General features: G+C 60.2%; 26 protein-coding genes. 14 read left to right on the forward strand and 12 right to left on the reverse strand.

Annotated elements, in window-relative coordinates:
• A partial coding sequence (locus EKK30_RS06255) for an aminotransferase class IV (protein WP_290981868.1) occupies positions 1-409 on the reverse strand: 409 nt, incomplete at its 3' end.
• 201 nt (positions 410-610) lie between these two features.
• Between EKK30_RS06255 and EKK30_RS06260 the strand changes: the two genes are divergently transcribed.
• The 3 genes from EKK30_RS06260 to EKK30_RS06270 are packed head-to-tail and all read left to right on the forward strand — an operon-like array spanning position 611 to position 3363.
• Entirely contained in the window at positions 611-1192 is a 582-nt protein-coding gene (locus tag EKK30_RS06260; protein WP_290981872.1) for a MarR family transcriptional regulator, read from the forward strand.
• Positions 1193-1200: 8 nt separating this feature from the next.
• Positions 1201-1905: a response regulator transcription factor gene (locus EKK30_RS06265; RefSeq protein WP_290981875.1), complete on the forward strand. Its 705-nt coding sequence runs from the start codon at positions 1201-1203 to the stop codon at positions 1903-1905.
• A 45-nt stretch (positions 1906-1950) separates the two neighbouring features.
• Complete coding sequence (locus EKK30_RS06270; protein ID WP_290981916.1) at positions 1951-3363, forward strand: ATP-binding protein; 1413 nt, start codon at positions 1951-1953, stop codon at positions 3361-3363.
• Between the two features lie 284 nt (positions 3364-3647).
• Here EKK30_RS06270 and proC read toward each other — a convergent pair whose 3' ends face one another.
• From proC to EKK30_RS06285, 3 genes are all read right to left on the reverse strand, one after another.
• On the reverse strand, positions 3648-4475 hold the full coding sequence (gene proC / locus EKK30_RS06275) for a pyrroline-5-carboxylate reductase (RefSeq protein ID WP_290981920.1): 828 nt from the start codon (positions 4473-4475) through the stop codon (positions 3648-3650).
• A 46-nt stretch (positions 4476-4521) separates the two neighbouring features.
• Entirely contained in the window at positions 4522-5019 is a 498-nt protein-coding gene (locus tag EKK30_RS06280; protein WP_290981923.1) for a YbjN domain-containing protein, read from the reverse strand.
• A 241-nt stretch (positions 5020-5260) separates the two neighbouring features.
• Positions 5261-5539 (reverse strand): accessory factor UbiK family protein, encoded by a 279-nt coding sequence (locus tag EKK30_RS06285; protein ID WP_290981925.1) that lies wholly within the window; start codon positions 5537-5539, stop codon positions 5261-5263.
• Positions 5540-5743: 204 nt separating this feature from the next.
• Here EKK30_RS06285 and lgt point away from each other — a divergent pair, with 204 nt between their 5' ends.
• The 5 genes from lgt (at position 5744) to EKK30_RS06310 (ending at position 10906) form a co-directional block, all read left to right on the forward strand.
• On the forward strand, positions 5744-6583 hold the full coding sequence (lgt, locus tag EKK30_RS06290; RefSeq protein WP_290981928.1) for a prolipoprotein diacylglyceryl transferase: 840 nt from the start codon (positions 5744-5746) through the stop codon (positions 6581-6583).
• Positions 6580-7716, forward strand: a complete 1137-nt coding sequence (locus tag EKK30_RS06295; protein WP_290981931.1) for an SAM-dependent methyltransferase — start codon at positions 6580-6582, stop codon at positions 7714-7716. The genes lgt and EKK30_RS06295 overlap by 4 nt, the downstream gene beginning before the upstream one ends.
• A 16-nt stretch (positions 7717-7732) precedes the next feature.
• On the forward strand, positions 7733-8518 hold the full coding sequence (pgeF, locus tag EKK30_RS06300; protein ID WP_290982515.1) for a peptidoglycan editing factor PgeF: 786 nt from the start codon (positions 7733-7735) through the stop codon (positions 8516-8518).
• Between the two features lie 297 nt (positions 8519-8815).
• Complete coding sequence (locus tag EKK30_RS06305; protein ID WP_290981934.1) at positions 8816-9799, forward strand: hypothetical protein; 984 nt, start codon at positions 8816-8818, stop codon at positions 9797-9799.
• Between the two features lie 171 nt (positions 9800-9970).
• A complete protein-coding gene (locus EKK30_RS06310; RefSeq protein WP_290981937.1) occupies positions 9971-10906 on the forward strand; it encodes a ribose-phosphate pyrophosphokinase in 936 nt (311 codons plus the stop codon).
• On the opposite strand, the gene EKK30_RS06315 is transcribed toward EKK30_RS06310, so the two are convergent.
• A complete protein-coding gene (locus tag EKK30_RS06315) occupies positions 10900-11247 on the reverse strand; it encodes a GNAT family protein (protein WP_290981940.1) in 348 nt (115 codons plus the stop codon). The two genes, EKK30_RS06310 and EKK30_RS06315, sit on opposite strands and share 7 nt — an antisense overlap.
• A 289-nt stretch (positions 11248-11536) precedes the next feature.
• Positions 11537-11947: a Fur family transcriptional regulator gene (locus EKK30_RS06320; RefSeq protein WP_290981943.1), complete on the reverse strand. Its 411-nt coding sequence runs from the start codon at positions 11945-11947 to the stop codon at positions 11537-11539.
• A 277-nt stretch (positions 11948-12224) separates the two neighbouring features.
• Here EKK30_RS06320 and EKK30_RS06325 point away from each other — a divergent pair, with 277 nt between their 5' ends.
• The 5 genes from EKK30_RS06325 (at position 12225) to EKK30_RS06345 (ending at position 16010) form a co-directional block, all read left to right on the forward strand.
• Complete coding sequence (locus EKK30_RS06325) at positions 12225-12956, forward strand: 50S ribosomal protein L25/general stress protein Ctc (RefSeq protein WP_290981946.1); 732 nt, start codon at positions 12225-12227, stop codon at positions 12954-12956.
• A gap of 111 nt (positions 12957-13067) precedes the next feature.
• On the forward strand, positions 13068-13808 hold the full coding sequence (gene pth / locus EKK30_RS06330; protein WP_290981949.1) for an aminoacyl-tRNA hydrolase: 741 nt from the start codon (positions 13068-13070) through the stop codon (positions 13806-13808).
• Between the two features lie 33 nt (positions 13809-13841).
• On the forward strand, positions 13842-14567 hold the full coding sequence (locus EKK30_RS06335) for a hypothetical protein (RefSeq protein ID WP_290981952.1): 726 nt from the start codon (positions 13842-13844) through the stop codon (positions 14565-14567).
• 93 nt (positions 14568-14660) lie between these two features.
• Complete coding sequence (gene ychF, locus EKK30_RS06340; protein ID WP_290981955.1) at positions 14661-15758, forward strand: redox-regulated ATPase YchF; 1098 nt, start codon at positions 14661-14663, stop codon at positions 15756-15758.
• A 12-nt stretch (positions 15759-15770) separates the two neighbouring features.
• Complete coding sequence (locus EKK30_RS06345; RefSeq protein WP_290981958.1) at positions 15771-16010, forward strand: DUF3297 family protein; 240 nt, start codon at positions 15771-15773, stop codon at positions 16008-16010.
• Positions 16011-16033: 23 nt separating this feature from the next.
• On the opposite strand, the gene EKK30_RS06350 is transcribed toward EKK30_RS06345, so the two are convergent.
• The 6 genes from EKK30_RS06350 to EKK30_RS06375 form a co-directional block, all read right to left on the reverse strand.
• Positions 16034-16336, reverse strand: coding sequence for a plasmid stabilization protein (locus EKK30_RS06350; RefSeq protein ID WP_290981961.1), 303 nt, complete (start codon positions 16334-16336; stop codon positions 16034-16036).
• A 151-nt stretch (positions 16337-16487) separates the two neighbouring features.
• Positions 16488-17996: a catalase gene (locus tag EKK30_RS06355; RefSeq protein ID WP_290981964.1), complete on the reverse strand. Its 1509-nt coding sequence runs from the start codon at positions 17994-17996 to the stop codon at positions 16488-16490.
• Between the two features lie 126 nt (positions 17997-18122).
• Entirely contained in the window at positions 18123-18794 is a 672-nt protein-coding gene (locus tag EKK30_RS06360; RefSeq protein WP_290981967.1) for a class II aldolase/adducin family protein, read from the reverse strand.
• A 2-nt stretch (positions 18795-18796) separates the two neighbouring features.
• Positions 18797-19897 (reverse strand): S-methyl-5-thioribose-1-phosphate isomerase, encoded by a 1101-nt coding sequence (gene mtnA, locus EKK30_RS06365; protein ID WP_290981971.1) that lies wholly within the window; start codon positions 19895-19897, stop codon positions 18797-18799.
• Positions 19887-20597 (reverse strand): alpha/beta hydrolase, encoded by a 711-nt coding sequence (locus EKK30_RS06370; RefSeq protein ID WP_290981974.1) that lies wholly within the window; start codon positions 20595-20597, stop codon positions 19887-19889. The genes mtnA and EKK30_RS06370 overlap by 11 nt, the downstream gene beginning before the upstream one ends.
• 232 nt (positions 20598-20829) lie before the next feature.
• The gene (locus EKK30_RS06375) at positions 20830-21360 is read right to left on the reverse strand and encodes an adenine phosphoribosyltransferase (protein ID WP_290982517.1); all 531 of its coding nucleotides are present in this window, start codon (positions 21358-21360) and stop codon (positions 20830-20832) included.
• 163 nt (positions 21361-21523) lie between these two features.
• Between EKK30_RS06375 and EKK30_RS06380 the strand changes: the two genes are divergently transcribed.
• Positions 21524-21943, forward strand: coding sequence for a hypothetical protein (locus EKK30_RS06380; protein ID WP_290981977.1), 420 nt, complete (start codon positions 21524-21526; stop codon positions 21941-21943).
• Positions 21944-21951: the final 8 nt, after the last annotated feature.

Consider the following 21951-nt stretch of genomic DNA (forward strand, 5'->3'; position numbering starts at 1 on the left):
GGCGCTGCTCCATCGGGAAATAAGAGCCCCAATCCCAGGCCGCCACAGCAAGGTGAATTTTCGCATTCTGGGCGGAAACGCCCATCTGCTCGCTGCCGCGCCAGGCAACAGGCCGGACATAGCAATCGGTCAGTTTATTGGCCGCGACGACCTCACGGCACGCCTGATCGATTTCAGCGACAGTGTACGGGATTTCGAAGTCGAGAATGCGTGCGCTTTCGACGAGACGCTCGGAGTGTTCGGTAAGCTTGAAGATCTCGCCATCGTAAGCGCGCTCCCCCTCGAAGACCGAGCTGGCGTAATGCAATGCATGGGTGAGGATATGGACCTTCGCATCGCGCCAAGGGATGAGTGCCCCATCCATCCAAATGAGCCCGTCGCGGTCGTGAAAGGGGATAAGGTCGGCCATCCCAGTGTTATCCTTCCTGGTCTTTCTTATTGGCGAAACAGAAGCGCCGGTGTATGTCGCGCGATCCGATAAGGATACGCTGGGCACCTTGAAACGTCATTGAAAACCAGCGTTTCAGTGAGCCGAGTGCATGGCGAGGGACCGGCGCGACAGCCAGCAATTTGGCTTGCAACAGAATACAATCGAGGCCAATAAGTCAACATGGCTGACATAACGTCAGAAAGCCCTTCGGAAAAACTAGCGGCATCGGGACGCCCCCCGCACGCCGCGGACGATGATCGTCGCTCAACGAGCGACCTGCTCGCCTGCATCGAACTTTTTTATTTTGCTTACCGGGGCTTCACGTGTGAGGCCGACAGCATCCTCGAACAATATGGTTTTGGTCGCGCACACCACCGGGTACTGCACTTCGTCAATCGCAATCCGGGCCTGAAAGTCGCGGAATTGCTGGATATTCTTCGCATAACGAAGCAGTCGCTTGCGCGTGTTCTGAAGCAACTCGTCGACGAGGGCTTCATTATCCAGAAGGCCGGTCATGAAGACCGGCGGGAACGGCGGCTTTATCTCTCGGCGAAAGGCGCACGCCTGACCGATAAACTGACACAAATCCAGGCGAAACGGATCGAGGGGGCGCTCGCTGGCCTGGGATCTGGAGCGGACGCCATGACACGGAACTTCCTTTTTGCGATGGTGGCCGAGAAGGACAAGCCCCGTGTCGAAGCCCTTCTGAGAAGCCAGCGGGGCGGCTCGCCGATCGAGGAATCCGAAGATTGCAACCTATGAGAACCGCGATGGCGCAGGATAGAAGCGAGCCTTTGGCCGACAATGCCCCGCACATCCTCGTGGTTGATGACGACCAGAAGATCAGAGGCTTGCTCGGCCGCTTCTTGTCGAGCAACGGCTTCCGCGTCACGGAGGCTTCCGACGCCGGCGCGGCGCGCGCATATATGCGCGGCTTGGCGTTTGATCTCGTCCTGCTCGACGTGATGATGCCGGGAGAAAGCGGCCTCTCTCTCGCACGTGACCTGAAACTTACGCGACCGGTCCCCATCTGCATGTTGACGGCGCTGGCGGAGGCCGAGGATCGGATTTCCGGCCTCGAAGCTGGCGTTGACGACTATGTCTCCAAGCCATTCGAGCCCCGCGAACTGCTATTACGGATTCGCAACATCCTGCGCCGCGGCCAAACCCAGTCGGCTCCCCGCGATGAAATCCGTATGGGCGGCTGCGTCTTCAACATCACGCGCGGCGAACTCAAACGCGATGAGGAGGCGATCAAGCTGACCGAACGCGAACGCGATCTTCTGCGGCTTTTCTCTCAGCGTATTGGTGTCGCCGTTCCGCGCCATGAATTGTCGAGCGATGATAGCACCGGAAGCGAGCGCGCCATCGACGTCCAGATCAACCGCCTGCGTCGTAAAATCGAAGCCGATCCGTCGAACCCCGTCTATCTCCAGACTGTGCGGGGCAAAGGCTACATCCTCTACACGGATTGAGAAAACAGCGGCGCTATCCCGCGACGTGACTCGGACAACTATTTCATGGCGGTTCTGCCCGAAACGACACCGGAAGCCGGCAGCCTGAGCTCTCGGTACCGACGCTTTCGCGAGCACCCTATCGTGCTGCGGATCCTGAGCCTGGGCGGCGAAATGCTGCCGAAAGGCCTTTATGCGCGTGCACTTCTCATCATCATCACCCCCATCGTCGTCCTCGAGGGCGTCATCGCCTTTGCATTCATGGAACGTCACTGGCAGGCCGTTACGCGGAGGCTGTCGGAAGCGACCGCGCGCGATATCGCCGCTGTCATCGAAATTTACGGCGACATGGCGAAGTCGGAAGGGCCGCAAAAGATCATCGATCTCGCTCGCGAACGCTTGAACCTGCAAATGGAAGTGCTGCCCAATGGCGACCTGCCGCCGCCGGGCCCGAAGCCGTTTTTTCGCTTACTCGATCGAGCGCTCTCGAATGAGTTGCGCAAGCATGTCCAGCTGCCGTTCTGGATCAATACCGTCGGCGATGGAAACGTCGAAATTCGTGTGAAGCTAGATGACGCCATCCTGCGCTTCGTGGCGACCCGCAGTCAGACCTATGCTTCCAACTCACACATCTTCCTTCTTTGGATGGTCGGCTCGTCCGTCATTCTTTTGACGGTCGCCATCCTGTTCTTGCGAAATCAAATCCGACCGATCTTGCGCCTCGCCGACGCAGCTGATGCCTTCGGCAAAGGTCGCGGCATCCCTGAAGATTTTAGGCCTCGCGGCGCTCGCGAAGTGCGCCAAGCTGCGCTCGCGTTCCTGCAGATGCGCGACCGCATCAAGCAGCATGTCGAGCAGCGCACGACAATGCTAGCCGGCGTCAGCCACGATCTTCGCACCGTCTTGACGCGCTTCAAGCTTGAACTCGCTCTTCTCGAAGATACGCCCGAGACGCGCGCCCTCTCGAGTGACGTCGACGAGATGCAGCACATGCTTGAGGACTACCTTGCATTTGCGAAGGGCGATGGCGGCGAGGAAGCCAGACCCACAAATCTGAAAGAACTTCTCGAAGAGATCGTCGACGATGCATCGATCTACGGATGCTCGATCGAACTGAAGATCCGCAAGAGCAAAGGCGACATCGTTCTTCCTTTGAAACGCGCCGCGCTGAAGCGCGCCATCATGAACCTGGTCACCAACGCGGCACGGTTTGGCGACCGCATCATCATACGCGTCGCGCCGGAAGGCCGCTGGGTCCGGATCGAGGTTGACGACGACGGCCCCGGCATTCCGGAAAATGAGCGAGAGAATGTCTTCCGTCCGTTCTACCGGCTCGATCACGCGCGCAATCAGGACGAAGGGAATAGCGGTCTTGGGCTTGTCATCGCCCGCGACATTGCCAAGAGCCACGGCGGCGAGATCGCTCTGGGTGAAAGTTCGATGGGCGGCCTGCGCGCGATTATTTCTCTGCCCAAGTGATCTCAGATACCCATACGCGGTGACGAAGCTGGGAGCGCAAGGCCGCCGCCAAAAATCCCTTTCGTTATCAGAGCTCTGGCAGATCACACGGCGTTGTGAATTGACTGTTATGTTATGAAGTTACATCCTGCCCGCATCGGTGCCGGGGCGATCTCCCGTCCGACGATGGCGAAGGTGTCCTCCAAGCCTGCAGTCACCGGGACCGAAGTTTCGCGTTTGGGTCGCAAACCCTTCGAACGCGATCATGACCGCGAGCCTCGGCCGAGATCGGATCCCAGCCCCGATCAACGTCCGAGCTCGCGGCCTCGCTTTTGCGCCGCTTGCACAGCCTCCAACATCAACTCACGAAGGCCATCCCCGTCGCGCATCAAGACATTGAGCGCTGCCGCAGTGGTTCCGCCGGGCGAAGTGACGTTCTGTCGAAGAGTCGTGGGTTCTATTCCCGATTGATGCATAAGCTCGCCCGCCCCAGAAACGGTCGCAATCGCGAGCCGCTTAGCTGTGGCCGGATCGAGGCCGACGGCAACACCGGCTTCGGCTAGCGCCTCAGCGAGCAAAAACACGTAAGCAGGTCCTGACCCGGAAACGGCAGTCACCGCGTCGATCAGATCTTCGCTGGGCACCCAGACCACTTCGCCGACAGCCCCGAGCAACGCTTCGCAATTGGCTCTCTGCGCCGCCGACGTGTGCGAATTGGCGACGGCTCCGGTGATGCCTCGGCCGATGGCCGCTGGTGTATTGGGCATCGCACGCACGACGGCTGCGCCCGCCGGCAGGTAGCGTTCAAAGCTCGCGATAGTCTTTCCGGCGGCGATCGATACGACAACGGTTTCCGGTCCCGCGAGCTTAGCGAGTGCCGGAAAAACCTCGTCGATCACCTGGGGCTTAACCGCAACCACGATAACAGCGGGCGGCGGCGTTTCAGAGCCGAAGGTCGCACGAGCAACGATCCCTCGGCGCTGTGCGAGTTCAAGCGCTGAGCCGGTGAGGTGCGGCTCCTGAATGAGCACCTGTGACGGGAGAAGGCCGCGGTCGAGCCAGCCTGCCAGCATCGCCCCGCCCATTTTGCCCGCTCCAGCGAGCACGACGGAACCATTCAAATTCAGAGACATAGCCCGACACCTTGGGAAGATGCCGGGCGCTGAAACGAGCCCGGCCCTAAGCTTGCCCCTGGGTCTCGAACATCGTCGAAACCAGGGCTTCGCGGCTTTCCTTACCTGCCCAAACGACGAACTGGAAGGCCTGGTAATAGCGCTCGCAGCCTTCGAGCGCGGCCTTCAACATCGCCTCACACTGCCGCACGGTCGCGACCGCGCCGTTAAGAAGGAGCGCGTGGCGGAACATCACGAGGCCTTCCTGCGTCCAAAGATCGAAATGGCCGAGCCAAAGCTGCTCGTTGATCTGCGCAATCAATCGATACATTTCGGTGAGACGATTTTCCGGAACCCGGAAGTCGAAGGCGCACGCCAAGTGCAGCGCTTCGAGATCGTCACGCCAGTTGATTGACACGTGATAGTCGGCCCAGGTGCCCGCCACGATGAGAGTCATTTCTTCATCGCTCGCGCGATCGCAAGGCCAGTCATGACCGTGCGCGAGTTGCTCGATGAGATCGATTGGATTGAGAACGCGGTCAGAACCCTGTTCCGCAACTGCCATTTGTTATCGCTCTCCAGTCTGCCGCGCACGGGTGATCAAAACGAAGCGCGAGACAGTTCGAATACTTGCGCCGCTTTGTACTGGGCCGGACCAAACCAGACCCCCCTGCGAGTCGCAAGCTGACGAGATCAGCCCTCAGGCCTTGTCCACGATCAAAGTGGCAAAGCACAGGCGGAAGAGGCAGTTGCGCCACTTCCGCCTCTTAATGCTGGTGAAAAGCGGCGTTATCTGTGGATGTCTCTCAGACGTGGGTTCCACCCTGAGGAAGAAGCGTTGCGATCTGCGCTTCGAGCTGTGCGACGCGCAGGGAAAGCGCCTCGTTTTCCAACCGTGCTTTCTGAGCCATTTCACGAACGGCCTCGAAGTCCTCCCGCGTGACGACGTTCATGTCGCGGAGGAACTTCTCAGCCTGGCCACGAAAAAGCGCTTCGGTTTCCTTCTTGAATCCGTCGGCTGCTCCGGCCGCATCCGTCATGAGCTTGGCAAAGTCGTCGAAGAGTCTGTTCGTTGTTTGGGTCATATCACATCTCAGATTGGAGTTCTGACCAACTATGGGGGCTGGCGACCAGAGCGGCAAGATCAGGGCGGTGGACGCCGTAAACCCCTCCGCCGTTGGGGTCGCATGTCTGCTTGACATTGCGAGGGGGTTCCCAAACAACGCAGCCCGACCGGCCTTGCCTGGTACGGCGATCCGGCCGGTCGTGAAATCTCGCCCGGAGTGCCGATGACGCCCCTCGCCCTTCTCACCTATCCCCAAATCGATCCCGTGGCGGTTCAACTCGGGCCCGTGGCGGTCAAATGGTACGGCCTGTCCTACATGGCCGGGCTTCTGCTCGGCTGGTACTACATACGCAAGCTCGTCTCGACCCCGCGCCTGTGGGCCGGAGACAAGCCGCCGTTGACCCTGGAGCGCATCGACGACCTTCTTCTCTACATGACGGGCGCGGTCATCATCGGCGGCCGCCTCGGCCAGGTGCTGCTCTATGATCCCGAATTCTACTTCGCCAATCCCTCCGAGATCTTCAAAGTCTGGAAAGGCGGAATGAGTTTCCACGGGGGGGTCATCGCCTGCGCTATTCTGATCATTCTCTTTGCCAACATTTATAAGGTTTCGGCTCGATCGGTAGCTGACCTTGTTTGCGCGTCATCGCCTTTCGGGCTTTTCTTCGGCCGCATCGCGAACTTTATAAATTCTGAGCACTGGGGACGCGTCACCGACGCGTGGGTAGGTATGGTCTTCCCCAACGGCGGCGAGAACCCGCGGCATCCGAGCCAGCTCTACGAAGCTGCGCTCGAGGGCATCGTGATGTTTGCCATCACCCGCTTTGCCACCCATCATCTCATGACGCTGAAGCGTCCCGGCGTCACGACGGCGATCTGGATGATCTGGTACGCAATCGCTCGAATAATCGCTGAGTTCTTCCGCGAGCCCGAACCCGACCACTTCCTGAACATTGGACCGTTCACGGCGGGCCAGGTCTATTGCCTGCCGATGATACTCCTGGGACTTTATCTGCTGTGGACCGCCCGCAGGACGGCCGAGCCTGGAAAGGCAACGGTGTGATCGAAAACGGACTGCGTCGCGATACTCCGCTCGCTCGGCGGATCAAGGACCGCATTCGCCGCGACGGGCCGATGACGATCGACAGCTTTATGTCTGCCTGTCTGTGGGATGCGGACTACGGCTACTATCGCCGCCAGCGCATCTTCGGCGCATCTGGCGATTTCATCACCGCAGCCGACATCTCCCAGGTCTTTGGCGAACTTCTAGGCGTCTGGGCTGGCGTGGTTTGGCAAGGCGTTCTCGGCGCCCCCAATCCAATCACCATCGTCGAATACGGTCCGGGACGAGGCACGATGATGCGCGACGTACTGCGTGCATCCCGCATCATTCCCGGATTCTCGGATGTCGCCCGAGTCCATCTCGTCGAGGCGAGCAACGCGCTCGTGGAATTGCAGACTGCAACCCTTGCAGATTTTCGCAGTCTATTGAGCTGGGGTCGCGAACTCGATGAGTTCAATCCGCCGGCGATCATCTTTGCCAACGAATTTCTGGATTCTTGGCCCGTGGCGCAATGGATCAAGACGCCGGTCGGATGGCACATCAGAGGCGTCGTCGTCGACGGCGAAGACAATCTGCAATTCGCACCCATCAACGGCGATTGCCCGCGCGAAGCGTTTGAGGCGCTACGTCCCAATGCGCCGCCCGGGACGGTAGTCGAGAGCCAAAGACTGGACCAGCTTGCCGATGCCTTGAAGGCGCTGGCAGACCGTGGCCCCATCGCCGTTCTGATGATCGATTACGGTCACACCACCCCCGCTGCCGGCGATACCCTTCAAGCCGTCCGCGAGCACAAGTACGAGTCCCCGCTGACCTCGCCGGGTGAAGCTGACCTCACCGTCCATGTGAATTTCTATGATCTTGCGTCGACGCTGCACCGCTCCGGATTGGCGCTCGATGGCCCGGTGACGCAAGCTGAATTCCTGGGATCCCTCGGCATCGTCGAGCGCGCTTCCCGCCTCATGGCCGCAAATCCGGCGCGCGCCACCGAAATCGAAACTGGAGCGGCGCGCCTGCTCGCGGCCAATGGCATGGGATCGCGCTTCAAGGTGCTTGCGGCGCGCTCGCCCGGATTGCCCTCTCTCCCGGGCTTCGGCGCCTCTCGCGTATCAAGTGCTGCGCCCGGGCCCACCTGACGAAAGCTGGCGAGCTATGACCCCCAAACCCGTCGAAGCGCAAAACTTGGCTGCATTGTCTGGCATCCGCCACGGCTTCTTTACCCGCCACGGGGGCGTTTCCAGCGGTCTCTACGAGAGCCTGAACTGTGGGCTGGGTTCAGGTGACGATCAGAGCCTTGTTCTTGAAAACCGCCGCAGGATTGGCGCGCACCTTGGTGGCAATGATCGGTTCGGCGGCGGTGTCGTCACCCTGTACCAGGAGCACGGAACCACCGCGCTTGCCGTTTCCACCCCTCCCTCCCGCGAAGCATTGCCCCATGCCGACGCGGTCATCTCCGCAACCCCGGGATTGGTGATCGGCGTTCTCACAGCCGATTGTGCGCCGGTCCTGATGGCTGATGCGGAAGCCGGCGTGGTCGCCGCGGCCCACGCCGGCTGGCGCGGCGCTTTTAACGACATCATCGGAAGCGCTGTCCGGGAGATGGAGCGGTTGGGAGCCAAACGCGAGCGCATCGCGGCGGCCGTCGGGCCCTGCATTAGTCAGGCAGCCTACGAAGTCGGTCCCGAGTTCGAGGCGACCTTCATTGAGCGCGATCCCCTCTTCGCCTCGTTTTTCGCCCGGCGGAAACCAAAAGATCGAGCACATTTCGATCTACCGGGGTTCGTCATCAAACGGCTCGAAGGCGCCCGGGTCGGCAGTATCGAAGATCTGGCGCTCTGCACCTTCGAGAACGAATCGCTTTTTTTCAGCTACCGGCGTAAAACTCATCGCGGGGAACCCGATTATGGCCGTCAAATCTCCGCCATCGTGGTGGCTTAACGGCATAATCCACAGGGAATACCGAGGCTGTGCCTACGTTTACACCGGTCGATAACAGTTTCGCCGAGCCCACGTCTGGACGTGGCGTTCCGGCCTGATCTAGAGGGATATGGGTCAGTTCCGGTAGTAGAGATAGGAGTTCAGGCCGCGGGGGTAGCGTTTCCGGCCGCCGGGAAGTCGCGGTTGGATAAGGGGGGACGTCGAGTGACGACCTTTTGCTCTGCTCAGGCGCGCACGCGCCGGACACGTCGATGGACGCTTGAACCACGTCGGCTCGGCGTTCTAGGACCGCTCATCATGGCTTCGCTTATTGCCGTGGGGATGGGCGGCTGCGAGTCCTCATCGAACCTGCTCGGCGGCGGCAATTCGCCGGCGCAAACGTCTCTGGCAATCCCGACGACGCCGGCTCCGGCGACACAGAGCGCAAAGATTCAGATCGCGCCAGTCATCGGCTCGCCTGAAAACGTCGCTCACGACCTGCAGTCTCAGCTTGCTTCCGCCATCGGTCGAGAGGGCTTGACGGTCGTCACGGCAAACAACGCGACGGGCGAATACGTGGTCCGCGGCTACATCGTCGCCGCGCGCGAAAAAACGAAATCCAAGATCTCCTATATCTGGGATGTGACCGATCAGAGCGGCAAACGGGTCCACCGCGTGACCGGCGAGGAGGTCATTGCGAGCTCTGGCAAAGACCCCTGGTCGGCAGTGACGCCAGCCGTCGTTCAGAAGATTTCCGATAAGACCTCAAAGCAGATTGCCAGCTGGGTCGCGGGCGGCGGTGCTGTGCCTGTCGCGTCCAACATCAAGACCCAGTCGACGAACGTTGCGAGCGACTCCGCAAGTACGCCTGCGTCGTCAGCCAAGTACGCGTCAGCCGCGAGCACGCCCGCACCGACGACGGGTAGCATCACGCCATCCGGGCCCGTGACCGCGGTAGTGCCAATGGTCACCGGCGCGCCGGGCGACGGCAGTAGCACCCTGACCACCGCGATCCAGCGTGAGCTGACGAAAAGCGGCCTGAAGCTCGCGACCGGACCTGATTCCCAAGCCTATCGGGTTGAGGGCAAGGTCGCGCTCGGGGCAAGCAGTGACGGTAAGCAACCGATCCAGATTGACTGGAACGTCCTCGATCCGACCGGCAAAAAGCTCGGCACCGTGTCGCAGAAGAACGAGGTTCCGACGGGCTCTCTGGATGGTGCATGGGGCAAGACCGCCGACGCGGCGGCAGCAGCCGCGGCGCAAGGCATTATCAAGCTCTTACCGGCTAAAGCGGTCGATTAATCAATCCCGCCTCGGGCGCTCCCACAGCAGACCGATAGACCTTTGGGCCCGGACGGTTGAATCGTCCGGGCCCAATTGCTACAAGCCCGCGAATGATAAGGTTCTGGAGCGCATATGCCTTTTGATGCCAAGGGTGACTCGCGGAACGCGGACGGCCGAGGGAAACAAGGCGTGAAGATTATCGCGGGCAACAGCAATCGACCCCTCGCAGAGTCCATCTGCTCCTACCTCAAGCTTCCCATGGCAAAGGCTCAGGTGAAGCGCTTCGCCGACATGGAGATCTTCGTCGAAATCCAGGAGAACGTTCGCGGCCAGGACGTCTTCGTTATCCAATCGACATCGTTTCCAGCCAACGACAACATGATGGAATTGCTGATCCTCATCGATGCGCTGAAGCGCTCGTCGGCTCGGCGGATCACGGCCGTCCTTCCCTACTTTGGCTACGCTCGCCAGGATCGTAAACCCGGTCCGCGCACGCCCATTTCGGCGAAGCTTGTCGCCAACCTCATCGAACGCGCAGGGGCCGACCGCGTGTTGACGCTCGATCTCCACGCCGGACAGATCCAGGGCTTTTTCGACATTCCGACTGACAACCTCTTCGCTGCGCCCGTCATGACCCGCGACATCGAAGAGCAATACGGCAATACCGATGACATCGTCGTCGTATCGCCTGACGTCGGCGGCGTTGTCCGGGCTCGCGCCCTCGCCAAACGCATCAGTGCTCCCATCGCCATCTGCGACAAGCGTCGCGAACGGCCAGGCGAGAGCGAAGTCATGAACGTCATCGGCGAAGTCGATGGCAAGCGCTGCATCCTGATCGACGACATCATCGACTCGGGTGGCACGCTGGTGAATGCCGCTGAAGCACTCCTCAAAAACGGCGCGACCGAAGTCTCGGCTTACATCTCTCATGCCGTCTTATCGGGAGGCGCAGTGAGCCGCATTCAAAACTCGAGGCTGACCTCTCTCGTCATCACCGATTCAATCTTGCCGACAGAGGCCGTGAAGGCAGCGCGCAACATTCGCGTCATCTCTATCGCCACCCTGATCGGCGAAGCCATTCTGCGCACCAGCCGCGAAGAGAGCGTTTCCAGCCTTTTCTACTGAGTACCTGTACGCGCCGCACGACCCCATTCCTTGCGTAGAATCGCGTACTGCATCGTGTTCTCGAATATCGGAACACCATTGCTATCCTCAACGAAGGATATGAACTCCTTGAAGACCCCTTCCCTTCTCATGCCCAATCGGTCGCACAAACGCTGCGATGCAACATTATTCTCTTCCACGTAAGCGTACAGCCGCCGAGCGTTCTTCTTTGCGAACAGGTAGTCGAAGAGGGCTTGAGCCGCCTCCGTGGCAAACCCCGCGCCCGAGAAGCGCGCATTGAAATTCCACCCGACCGAATATGTGTCGGGTGGCTCCGGGCTGCAGAAAAGATCACCGATCACTTATCGGAGCTGCGCAAGCAAACCGCGATATGCTCATCGCTCTTGCTGCGCTCTTCCGCTTCTTTTTCAGCCGCGTTGAGATCGTCTAGCTTCAGCGACAGGAAGCAAGGCGCTCCTGGTTCGTGCAAATACGCGAACAGATCGCTGGCATCTCCCAACCTGAAATTCCGAAGGACGAGTCGATCGGTCTGGATAACGTCCATGTCTTCGCGTTTGGGCTGTTAGCTGAGGTGATGCGAGAAACCCAGATCAGCATCTTTCGATGCCGCTCCCTGCATCTGCCGCAACACTAATCCTGGCTGCCTGTGCAATCGCCGCATCGGCCGCGAAGCTCCATCGTCATGGAGCGGATGTGAAAATCGTTTTTGCCGGCCCACGTCTGTAGGCCTTTGACGGCCACCGGACTGTCGAATTCCTTCACCGTCCCGCACGAGTCGCAGATCGCGAACACAGCCCGCCCGGAGTGATGCGGGTGATCGCAAGCCACGAACGCGTTAAGGCTTTCGAGACGATGGGCAAGGCCATCGTCAATCAAGCGCTGCAAGGCGCGGTAAACGGTGGGCGGCGCGCTGACGCCCTTCCCCCTGACCTGCTCGATCAGTTCGTAGGCGCTGACCGGCCGCCCCACGCCCCTTAGGGCCTCGACGATGATCTTATCCTGATCGGCGGCGCTGCGGCGCTTCGTTGGCTTTTTAATCATTCCTGCGGGCATCTCCACGACCGATAATTGCACCGCGTCCAGGGGCCCGGGCAAGTCCGCCCCGAATATGCTGATCTTCTGTCAAACTTTCCAGTCCGGACCGCTATTCTCAAGCATTAAGGCTGCCCAGGGCGTTGCGTATCAGGGCAACCCCAGGTATACACCCGCCATCTCAAGAAGATCTTCCTGAGACGCCGCCCGGCACCCTTGGAGGCCGACTCGCGGCTTTTGGCTCTTCTGATTGGCAGGAGAGCCGTCAACACTCGGAGACGATGCCATGGCTGAGCTCATTACGCTCAAGGCTACGGCGCGCCCGCGTGCCGGCAAGGGGGCCGCACGCCAAGCACGCCGCGACGGAAATGTACCCGCCGTTATCTACGGCAACCAAGAAACCCCCGAGACGATCAATCTCGAATACAACGAGCTGTGGAAGCAGGTCCTTCGTGGCCATTTCACCTCGACCGCGATTGAACTCGACGTCGAAGGCAAGAAGCACATCGTGCTCGCTCGCGACGTCCAGGTCGACCCCGTCCGTGATACGCCTCTGCACGTCGACTTCCAGCGCGTCGGCAAGGATGGCGTGATCCGCGTTTCGATCCCAGTGCACTTCACGAACGAAACGCAGTCTCCTGGCCTGAAGCGCGGTGGCGTTCTCAACATCGTGCGCCACGACGTCGAGGTCTATTGCCCTTACGACAAGATCCCGCGTTTCTTCGAGGTCAGCCTCGAGGGCATGGAGATCGGACGCTCGATCCACATCTCGGCCGTCACGATGCCGGAAGGCGTTTCGCCGGTCATCAAGAACCGCGACTTCACCATCGCGACGATCGCTGGCGCTCTGAAGGGTGACGACGAGGCTGCTGCCACGTCGGCGGAAGCTGCTCCGGCCGCGGACGCGAAGGGCGCCGCCCCGGCTGCTGGCGCGAAGGCTGCTCCGGCCGCTGGCGGCAAGGCTGCTCCGGCTGCAAAGGCGGCAGCTCCTGCCGCGAAACCGGCCGCCAAGAAGTAATAGCGCTGGACCGGCGAATGCGCGCAGCTACGCCGGTCCATTGCTTTCGAAATCGACAATCCCGTGCCTTCCGGCCGGCTCTCCGGAGGCCAGTCGGAAGGCACAATCGTAATGAAGCTCTTCGTTGGCCTTGGTAATCCAGGCGAAAAATATCGCGCCAACCGCCACAACGTTGGCTTCATGGCGCTGGACCGCATCGCGGACCGCTTTGGCTTCGGTCCGTGGCGAAAGAAGTTCCAGGGCCTCATCTCCGAAGGCTCGATCGGCGATGAACGCGTTACGCTGCTGAAGCCCGAAACCTACATGAACGAAAGCGGCCGCGCCGTGGGTGAGGCCATGCGATTTCTCAAAATTCCGCTCGCCGACATTTACGTCTTCCACGATGAACTCGACCTCGCCCCGGGCAAAGTGAAGGTCAAGGCGGGCGGCGGCAACGCCGGTCACAACGGCCTGCGCTCGATCTCCGCTCATATCGAAAATGATTACAAGCGCGTGCGCCTAGGCATTGGCCATCCAGGCTCCAAGGACGCGGTCGTTTATTACGTCTTGAATGATTTTGCGAAATCGGACCGCGAATGGCTGCCTCCGCTCCTCGACGCCGTCGCCGACGCCGCGCCATATCTCGCGAAAGGAGATGACGCACGGTTCCTCAGCGACATCGCCCGCGTCACGCTCGACGAACCGGAAACACCGCCTCGCAAGTCGGGACGCTCCTCGGGGGATCAGCCGAAAGCGCCAAAGGCTTCTGGGCCACACCCAGCGGGCGAACGCGCCTCAAAACGTCAGTCAGCACTCGCCGAGAACTTGAAAAAGTGGCTCAGCTCGCGAAAATCCGGCGACGATAGCGCTTGAGTGATCGCTCAGCTTCACTGGTGGGGACCGTCGATGACTGAGTATCAGGACGAAGCCTATGGGGAACCTCGCAAGCGTTCCTATCCAAATACCATCGTCGGTGCGCTCATCCTTCTTTTTACGATGGGCGTTTTTGGCAGCGTAGCCTGGGACGCGTACCTCTCCAGCGACAAGGACAAAACCGGCGTCAGGCGCATTTTCGCCAAACGCTGGAACGATCGCACGCTCGTCTTCCCCATCGATGGCGTAGACCGGCAGGGACGGCGCGCACTATTTGATGTGGTCGTGCTGACGAAGAATTACGGCTGGGTCCGCGGCTCGACGACAGAGCTTGCAAAGGATGACCGCCGTCTCTCACCTGATCAGATCCAGGACGAGATCCTCGCCCCTCAGCTTCGCGAAGGCCTCGGGTCGGCGCGCGGCCTGATCGCTGTCGGGCTTGCAAGCCAGGAAGGAGAGGTTGCCCGCGAAGAGCAACGAGGCGGCCTGCGCGCCGTTCGCATCGCCCAGTTGGTGCAGGACGCTGTCGGCAACAATATTCCGATGTGGACGCTCAATCTTGGCCGCTATGTCGATCCCTGCGCCGAATGCGAGGACACGGATACGAGCTGGCAGCGCCCGTTCATCGTTATCGCCGTTAGGCAAGCCGATGAAGGGACCCACATTTCAGAAGCGCTCGCCGACGCGATGTCGGGCACGACCAACCTGCCCGCGCCATCGCGCTACTCGGCATTCGCATTTACGAAATTCCAGCGGTGAGCCATAGGGCCGCAGATTACGCCAATAAGGCTTCACATTGTGCGCCCGGTCGCTTAACCCACGGGCCACAACCTCAACGGATATTCCCCAACCATGGGCTTTAAATGCGGCATCGTCGGCTTGCCGAACGTCGGCAAGTCAACCCTCTTCAATGCGCTGACGCAAACCGCGCAAGCCGAGGCGGCCAACTATCCTTTCTGCACCATCGAGCCGAACGTCGGCGAGGTCGCGGTCCCCGACGATCGCCTCGAGACGCTCGCCAAGATCGCCGGCAGCAAGGAAATCATTCCGACTCGGTTGACGTTCGTCGATATCGCCGGTCTCGTGCGCGGCGCATCGAAGGGCGAAGGCTTGGGCAACAAGTTTCTCTCTCACATCCGCGAGGTCGACGCAGTTGCCTATGTGCTCCGGTGTTTCGTGGATGAAGACATCACGCACGTGGAAAACCGCATAGACCCGCTGGCTGATGCCGATGTGGTCGAAACCGAGCTGATGCTCGCCGATCTTGAAAGCCTGGAAAAGCGCATTTCGCAGATCGAGAAGAAAGCCAAGTCTGGCGACAAGGACGCAAAAGCGCAATTCGCGGTTATGGAGAAGCCTTTGCAGCTTCTTCGCGAGGGCAAGCCTGCCCGGCTTGCCAAGATGACCGCTGAGGAGATGCCGGCCTTTCGCGCACTCCAGCTGCTGACATCGAAGCCCGTCGTCTACGTTTGTAACGTGGAAGAAGGTTCCGCAGCCAACGGCAACGAATATTCAAAGCAGGTCGAGGAACGCGCGAAGACTGAGGGCGCCGCCGTGGTCATCATCTCTGCAAAAATCGAAAGCGAATTCTCAGGTCTAGCCCCTGAGGACCGCGACGCCTTCCTGGGCGAGATGGGCCTGGAGGAGCCGGGCCTCAACCGCCTTATCCGCGCAGGCTACGGGCTTCTCGATCTCGTCACCTACTTTACCGTCGGCCCCAAAGAAGCCCGAGCCTGGACGATCACACGCGGCACCAAGGCACCGCAGGCCGCAGGCGTGATCCACACGGACTTCGAAAAAGGCTTCATTCGCGCCGAAACCATCGCGTTCGCCGACTACGTTGCCGGGAACGGCGAAACAGGTGCTAAGGAAGCCGGAAAAATGCGGTTAGAAGGCAAGGAGTACGTCGTCCAGGACGGCGACGTCATGCACTTCCGTTTCGCAAACTGAATGAGCGTCCCAATGTCAGACGAATTCCCCGACCGCCTGTGCAACGATCCCAAAAGCCCCTTCTTCAACGAAGATCTGCTGAAGCGCGACATTGGCATTCGCTTCAACGGCGTCGAGAAGAATAACGTCGAGGAATACTGCATCAGCGAGGGATGGATTCGCGTCGCGGCAGGCAACGCCAAGGACAGGCTAGGCCGTCCCATGACGCTGAAGCTGAAGGGCAAAGTCGAGCCGTATTTCAGAGGCGCCTAGATCTCACGGCGCCTCACCTCCAACTAAGAACCGCGCCGTTTGCGCGTCGCTGCTGCCTTACGGGCCGAGGCGCTACGAGCTGCTGCAGGCCGCGCGGCAGAAGAGCGTCCGCCGATCTTCCCCCCGCGTTTGGAAGAGACGTGCGTTTCTTTCTTGCCGCGTCCTGAGCCGGTCTTCTTGCCGCCGCCGCTCTCCTTGTTCACGGTCGCCCATGCTCGCCGCTCAGCCTCTGCTTTACCGACGCCGCGCTTCTCGTATCCTTCCTCGATATGTTGCGCTTTGCGCTTCTGCTTACCCGTGTAGCTTGACTTGTCACCTCTCGGCATGACGCTCTCCTACTGATGGCTGTACAGTGCGAGCAACGCGCGATGACTTCACAAGTTGCACAAACAGCATCCAGCAGGCAGCACGAGCGAGTGTGAAATAGAAAAGGCCCCGCTGTTGCGAGGCCCTCTCGTTAACACCTCGTCAAATTCCTCATTCGGCTGCTTCAGCGCCCTGAGGCATCTTCTGTTGCTGTGCGGTCTCCGACGCTTTCTGGCGCGTCATGGATTCGCGAGCCGCACGCACGCCAGCCTCATAGTCAGGATGCACCTTCTTGAAGTGCGCCAGCTGACGCTCAGCGATGAAGTCCGGTACGCCCCACATCGCTTCGGCAAGGTTGGAGAAGAGGCGGGCCTTCTGATCCTTGTTGAAGAGATTGAAGAGCGCCGTTACCTGCCGATAGTCATCGTTACCGTCGCGATGGTTGTACTTGGCCGCATCGCCGCTGATCTTGAGCGGTGGCTCCGCAGCCGACTTGTCTTCCGCAGCGCCGCCGAATGAGTTGGGCTCGTAGTACGCGTCGACGTTGCCCGTTTCCGGCGCAAAGAAGCGCATCGGGCCATCTTTGTGGTAGTTATGGACGGGGCAGCGCGCGGCGTTAACCGGCAGATGCTCGTAATGCGTGCCGAGCCGGTAACGGTGTGCGTCGGCGTACGAGAAAATTCGAGCCTGCAGCATCTTGTCGGGTGAGAAGCCGATCCCCGGTACGATGTTCGACGGCGAGAACGCCGCCTGCTCGATTTCCGCGAAGTAGTTCTCCGGATTGCGGTTGAGCTCCAGAACGCCGACGTCGATCGGCGGATAATCGCCGTGCGGCCACACCTTCGTAAGATCGAACGGATTGTACCAATGCTTGTCGGCATCGGCCTCCGGCATCACCTGAACTTGCATCTTCCACTTCGGGAATTCGCCGCGTTCGATCGAGGTGAAAAGATCTTCCTGCGTCGACTCGCGCGTTCGCCCGACGATCTCGGTGGCTTCCTTGTTGGTCCAGTGCTTGTGACCCTGGAGCGTCTTGAAGTGAAACTTCACCCAAAAGCGCTCGTTGTTGGCATTGATGAACGAGAAGGTATGCGATCCGTAGCCATTCATATGGCGCACGCTGATCGGCAGCCCGCGATCCGACATCAGGATCGTTACCTGGTGCAAACTCTCTGGGGAAAGCGACCAGAAATCCCACATCGCGGTGGGCGAGCGCAAATTCGTTTTCGGATGCCGCTTCTGCGTATGGATGAAGTCGGGAAACTTCATCGGATCGCGAACAAAGAAGACGGGCGTGTTGTTGCCGACGAGGTCCCAATTGCCTTCGCTGGTGTAGAACTTCAGCGCGAAGCCGCGAACGTCGCGCTCGGCATCGGCCGCTCCAAGCTCGCCGGCGACCGTCGAGAAGCGCGCGAGCATCTCTGTCTTCGCGCCGGGCTGGAGCGCCTTTGCCTTGGTGTATTTCGAGATGTCGCCCGTTATCGTCAGCGTGCCGAACGCACCCCAACCCTTGGCATGAACGGTGCGCTCGGGAATGCGCTCGCGGTTCTGATGCGCAAGTTTTTCGAGAAGCTGATAATCCTGCATGAGCAAAGGCCCACGCGGTCCCGCCGAGAGCGAATTCTGGTTATCCGCGACCGGTGCGCCGGCGGTGGTCGTCAGTTTGGTGGTGTCGGTCATCTGATCGTCCTTCCTGGAGGGAACGGATGAGACCTAAGATCAGAAAAACTTCTTATTCCAATCGAATCTTCGAGAAAGTCTTATAAGACATTCTTATTGGACGAGCGCTCGATAGTTCGTTGGCCTTTACCGTTTTTTCTGATTGGGCTCTGCGTTCCTACCATACGCTTTGAATAGCTGGGCAATCTTGAGCATCTCGGCGTCATCCAGAAGGTTCACGGCGCCGAGCGTGAGTACTTTGTAGTACTGCTCGGCCAGAACTTCCACCTCATGCGCAATCTCGAGCGCATGTGACAGCGAAACCCCGCACGCGATCTGGCCGTGATTGGCCATCAGACAGGCGTCACGTTCGCGAAGTCCCGCCGCAACGTTGCGAGCGAGTTCTTCCGTTCCGAACGTCGCGTAAGGCACGCAAGGGATGTCTTTGCCGCCAACGGCACCAACCATGTAGTGGAACGGCGGTATCGGCTTATGTGCGCAGGCGAGAACCGTTGCGTGCATGGAATGCGCGTGGACGAGCGCGTTGCGATCGGGGCGCGCCCCATAGGCAGCGAGATGGAATTGCCATTCGCTCGATGGCTTCAGCTGGCCTTCAGAGACACTGCCGTCCGCCGCGACGAAAACAATGTCGTCGGGCTCGGTATCTTCGTATCGTTTACCCGTGGGCGTGATCAGCATCCCCGTCTCAAAACGGCACGAGACGTTACCCGATCGTCCCGGCGAGAGACCCGATCTGCTCATGGCAAGAGCCGTCGAGATGATCTCTTTCCTCAGGGATTTTTCGCTGAGCTGCTTCACGGTCAGGCCGCCGCGCTGCTTTTTTCCGGATAGAGGGATAGGAGCCCCTCCCGCGAAGCGGCGCAAATTCCGCGCTCCGTAATGAAGCCCGTGACGAGCCGTGCGGGTGTCACGTCGAACGCCGGATTACGCGCGTGCGTGCCCTCCGCTGAAATGAGCACCGAGCCCACGTCTCCATTCGGTAACCGGCCCTGCACCCGCAGCACTTCCTCCTCGCTCCGCTCTTCGATGGGAATATCGCTTCCTTTGGATGTTCGCCAATCGATGGTCGAATAAGGAAGCGCCACGTAGAACGGCACGCGGGTATCGTGTGCCGCAAGCGCTTTGAGGTACGTGCCGATCTTGTTGGCCACGTCGCCATTGGCGGTGACGCGATCCGTTCCCACGATAACGAGATCGACGCTGCCCTGCTGCATGAAATGCCCACCGGCATTGTCTGAGATGAGACTATGCGGCACGCCATGTTGAAGAAGCTCGAACGCTGTTAGCGCCGCCCCCTGATTGCGCGGTCGCGTTTCATCAACCCAGACATGGACGCGAATACCCGCATCGTGCGCGTGATAGATCGGCGAAGTCGCCGTACCCCAGTCGACGCAAGCGAGCCAGCCGGCATTGCAATGCGTGAGAACATTTACGGGCTGACCACCCTTTTTGAGTGAGATCTCCTGGATGAGCTTGAGCCCGTTGACACCGATCAGACGGCAGGTCTCGATATCTTCCTCGGCAAGCTCAGCGGCGCGCGCATACGCGGCCACGGCGCGAAGGCTCGGCGCGAGCGGCAGCAAGGTCATCCGCAGATCTTCGAGCGCCCAGCGCAAATTGACTGCCGTCGGCCGCTGTTCGGCGAGATAGGATACGGCTCTTTCCAGGCTGGCGTCCGAAGCATCAACGCGCATCGCCAGCGCCACTCCATATGCGGCCGTCACTCCGATCAACGGTGCGCCGCGCACCTGCATAGACTTGATGGCCCGCGCAGCATCTTCGACCGTCCGCAGCGGTAGACGGACAATCCGATGTGGCAACAGCGTCTGATCGATAATCCCGATCGACCATCCATCCGGCTCGAGCCAGATCGTTCGCGATGGCACTCCGTCAAGCTTCATAACGAGCCTCTGCAGTTGATCTTACAAAATGGATGATCTCGGCCGCCGCCTCGGCGGCGCGGGTTTGAAGCAGCATATGCGCTCCCGGTATGATGATCATGCGTGCACGACCCTTATCGCATACCGCGCTCTGGATCAGCGACTTTCGCACCAGCCAGTCACTGCGGCCGTGCAGCACAAGAACCGGACAGCTGAGTTTTTGAAACTCGCTCCGCACATCGACATCCGCTATGGCGCGAAGCCGGGCGGTACGCACGGCACGCGGCAGAGTCCTGACAATCTCGTCGACCTTGGCTTCGAGTTCGGCATCGCCGTATTGACCCATGAGGATGGCGTTGCGAATGTGCGGAGGCGTCGTCTGCGGATCGACGCGCGCGGCCCGCCGGATCAGCCAGCGCGGCCAGGGATTTTTGACGAACGTCGCCGCGAGCACCACGCCCCTGACTTGCTTGCGCAGCTGGCTCGCCACCCGGACGGCGACCGGCCCTGAAAAGGACTCCCCAACTAAAAACACCTGGCCGCTACCGACTTCTCTGCGGGCGATCTCGGTGTAGCCGCCGTACCCCAGGGATGCGTCCTGCGGATAGCGAACCACCTTCACCTCAAGGCTGGGCTGAAGCTGGGGTACGAGCCTATCGAACAAGTCCCCCGTGCCGTCCAGGCCTGGGAGGAGCACGATCTCTGGCGCACCGCTGGCCATCTCAATAATTCGTAGGGCCGGGCAGAGGTATCTGGATCGCGGCGTCCAGGCCGCAAGCTTTGCAATTCAGCGCATACCACTCCGAGTAAGGCCGCGCTGACCGATCGATGATCTCTAGTCCCGGCGCATGGCAGGCGGGGCACGTTTGGCGCACGCCAGCGTCGGTTCGCCAAGCTGCGATCCGATCGAGCGCGTCAGAGAGATGTTCGCCTGCAAGGTCCAAATCTGATCTCTAATGCCCGCCGAAAGCGATAAGCGCGTGGCTCATTATGCCAAGATCGTCGAGCCGCTTCATGCCTCCGAGATCCGGCAGATCGACGATGAAAGTTGCGCCAGCCACCTTCCCGCCGGAACGTTGAATGAGCTTTACCGCCGCCTCCGCGGTACCGCCGGTCGCGATAAGATCGTCGACCACCAGCACGCGAGACCCTTTCTCGAAGGCGTCCTCGTGTACTTCAATGACGTCGACGCCGTACTCGAGCGTATATTCCTGCCCGATCGTCTTCCACGGCAGCTTGCCTTTTTTCCGGATCGGAATGAAGCCACATTCGAGGCGGTCTGCGATTGCACCCCCGAGAATGAAGCCGCGCGCTTCGATGCCGGCAACGGCGTCGATCTTCATGTCCTCGAACGGCTTGGTCATGCCTTTGATCGCCTTTTTCAGCCCTTTCGGGTCGGAAAGAAGCGTCGTGATATCTCGAAACATGATGCCGGGCTTAGGGTAATCAGGGATCGTACGGATAAGATCTGCGAGGCCGTCCAGGTTCTTCACGTGCTCCACTCCCGCCAAATTGACGGCGCAAAATAGCAATATCCCTGACTTCTAGGTAGATTTTGAGCAACGCTGTCGTGCTGAATCATTTAGCACCTTCAGAACGTCTTTTTGCTCGAGGGACAACGCGATGGCAGCGCAAGTAAGCTCCGCTGTGACCGGATCAGACTTCGACCCCCTGTCCGATGAGACCGAGGACCTCCCAAGAACGTTGAGGCGCGAAAAGGAAGCCCGGGCTCGCGAGGCGCGCGAACGGGCAGCCCAGGAGCGGGCCGCCGCGCCCACGCTTTCAATGGGAACCGACGAACGCCCGCGTCCGCAACCTCAGATCTACGCCTCTGCCGACTTCAGCCCCGACCCGGCCGCCGGTCCTGCCCAAAATTTGATGCCGGCGACGGTGCGAAACATCGACGTGCCTTTTCAGCACCTGGTTTTGTTTTTCCTGAAGGCTGTCTTTGCCAGCATCCCGGCCCTGATCTTGCTCACGGTGGTGCTGTGGACGCTCGGCGCGTTGCTCGAACTCGCCTTTCCCTGGCTGATCAAGATGAAGATCCTGATCAGCTTCCCCAACTAGCCGCGCTT

Origin of the sequence: Hyphomicrobium sp. (assembly GCF_003987855.1) — a bacterium.
Lineage (GTDB): Bacteria > Pseudomonadota > Alphaproteobacteria > Rhizobiales > Hyphomicrobiaceae > Hyphomicrobium_B.

Excerpts from the sequence above, each read along its gene's own strand:
- EKK30_RS06260 (WP_290981872.1), top strand. The coding sequence starts at position 611 with ATGGCTGACATAACGTCAGAAAGCCCTTCGGAAAAACTAGCGGCATCG.
- proC (WP_290981920.1), bottom strand. The coding sequence starts at position 4,475 with ATGTCTCTGAATTTGAATGGTTCCGTCGTGCTCGCTGGAGCGGGCAAA.
- EKK30_RS06345 (WP_290981958.1), top strand. The coding sequence starts at position 15,771 with ATGTCAGACGAATTCCCCGACCGCCTGTGCAACGATCCCAAAAGCCCC.
- EKK30_RS06335 (WP_290981952.1), top strand. The coding sequence starts at position 13,842 with ATGACTGAGTATCAGGACGAAGCCTATGGGGAACCTCGCAAGCGTTCC.
- pth (WP_290981949.1), top strand. The coding sequence starts at position 13,068 with ATGAAGCTCTTCGTTGGCCTTGGTAATCCAGGCGAAAAATATCGCGCC.
- EKK30_RS06325 (WP_290981946.1), top strand. The coding sequence starts at position 12,225 with ATGGCTGAGCTCATTACGCTCAAGGCTACGGCGCGCCCGCGTGCCGGC.
- lgt (WP_290981928.1), top strand. The coding sequence starts at position 5,744 with ATGACGCCCCTCGCCCTTCTCACCTATCCCCAAATCGATCCCGTGGCG.
- EKK30_RS06270 (WP_290981916.1), top strand. The coding sequence starts at position 1,951 with ATGGCGGTTCTGCCCGAAACGACACCGGAAGCCGGCAGCCTGAGCTCT.
- EKK30_RS06355 (WP_290981964.1), bottom strand. The coding sequence starts at position 17,996 with ATGACCGACACCACCAAACTGACGACCACCGCCGGCGCACCGGTCGCG.
- EKK30_RS06265 (WP_290981875.1), top strand. The coding sequence starts at position 1,201 with ATGGCGCAGGATAGAAGCGAGCCTTTGGCCGACAATGCCCCGCACATC.
- EKK30_RS06305 (WP_290981934.1), top strand. The coding sequence starts at position 8,816 with ATGGCTTCGCTTATTGCCGTGGGGATGGGCGGCTGCGAGTCCTCATCG.
- pgeF (WP_290982515.1), top strand. The coding sequence starts at position 7,733 with ATGACCCCCAAACCCGTCGAAGCGCAAAACTTGGCTGCATTGTCTGGC.
- EKK30_RS06370 (WP_290981974.1), bottom strand. The coding sequence starts at position 20,597 with ATGGCCAGCGGTGCGCCAGAGATCGTGCTCCTCCCAGGCCTGGACGGC.
- EKK30_RS06320 (WP_290981943.1), bottom strand. The coding sequence starts at position 11,947 with ATGATTAAAAAGCCAACGAAGCGCCGCAGCGCCGCCGATCAGGATAAG.
- EKK30_RS06285 (WP_290981925.1), bottom strand. The coding sequence starts at position 5,539 with ATGACCCAAACAACGAACAGACTCTTCGACGACTTTGCCAAGCTCATG.
- EKK30_RS06350 (WP_290981961.1), bottom strand. The coding sequence starts at position 16,336 with ATGCCGAGAGGTGACAAGTCAAGCTACACGGGTAAGCAGAAGCGCAAA.
- mtnA (WP_290981971.1), bottom strand. The coding sequence starts at position 19,897 with ATGAAGCTTGACGGAGTGCCATCGCGAACGATCTGGCTCGAGCCGGAT.
- ychF (WP_290981955.1), top strand. The coding sequence starts at position 14,661 with ATGGGCTTTAAATGCGGCATCGTCGGCTTGCCGAACGTCGGCAAGTCA.
- EKK30_RS06280 (WP_290981923.1), bottom strand. The coding sequence starts at position 5,019 with ATGGCAGTTGCGGAACAGGGTTCTGACCGCGTTCTCAATCCAATCGAT.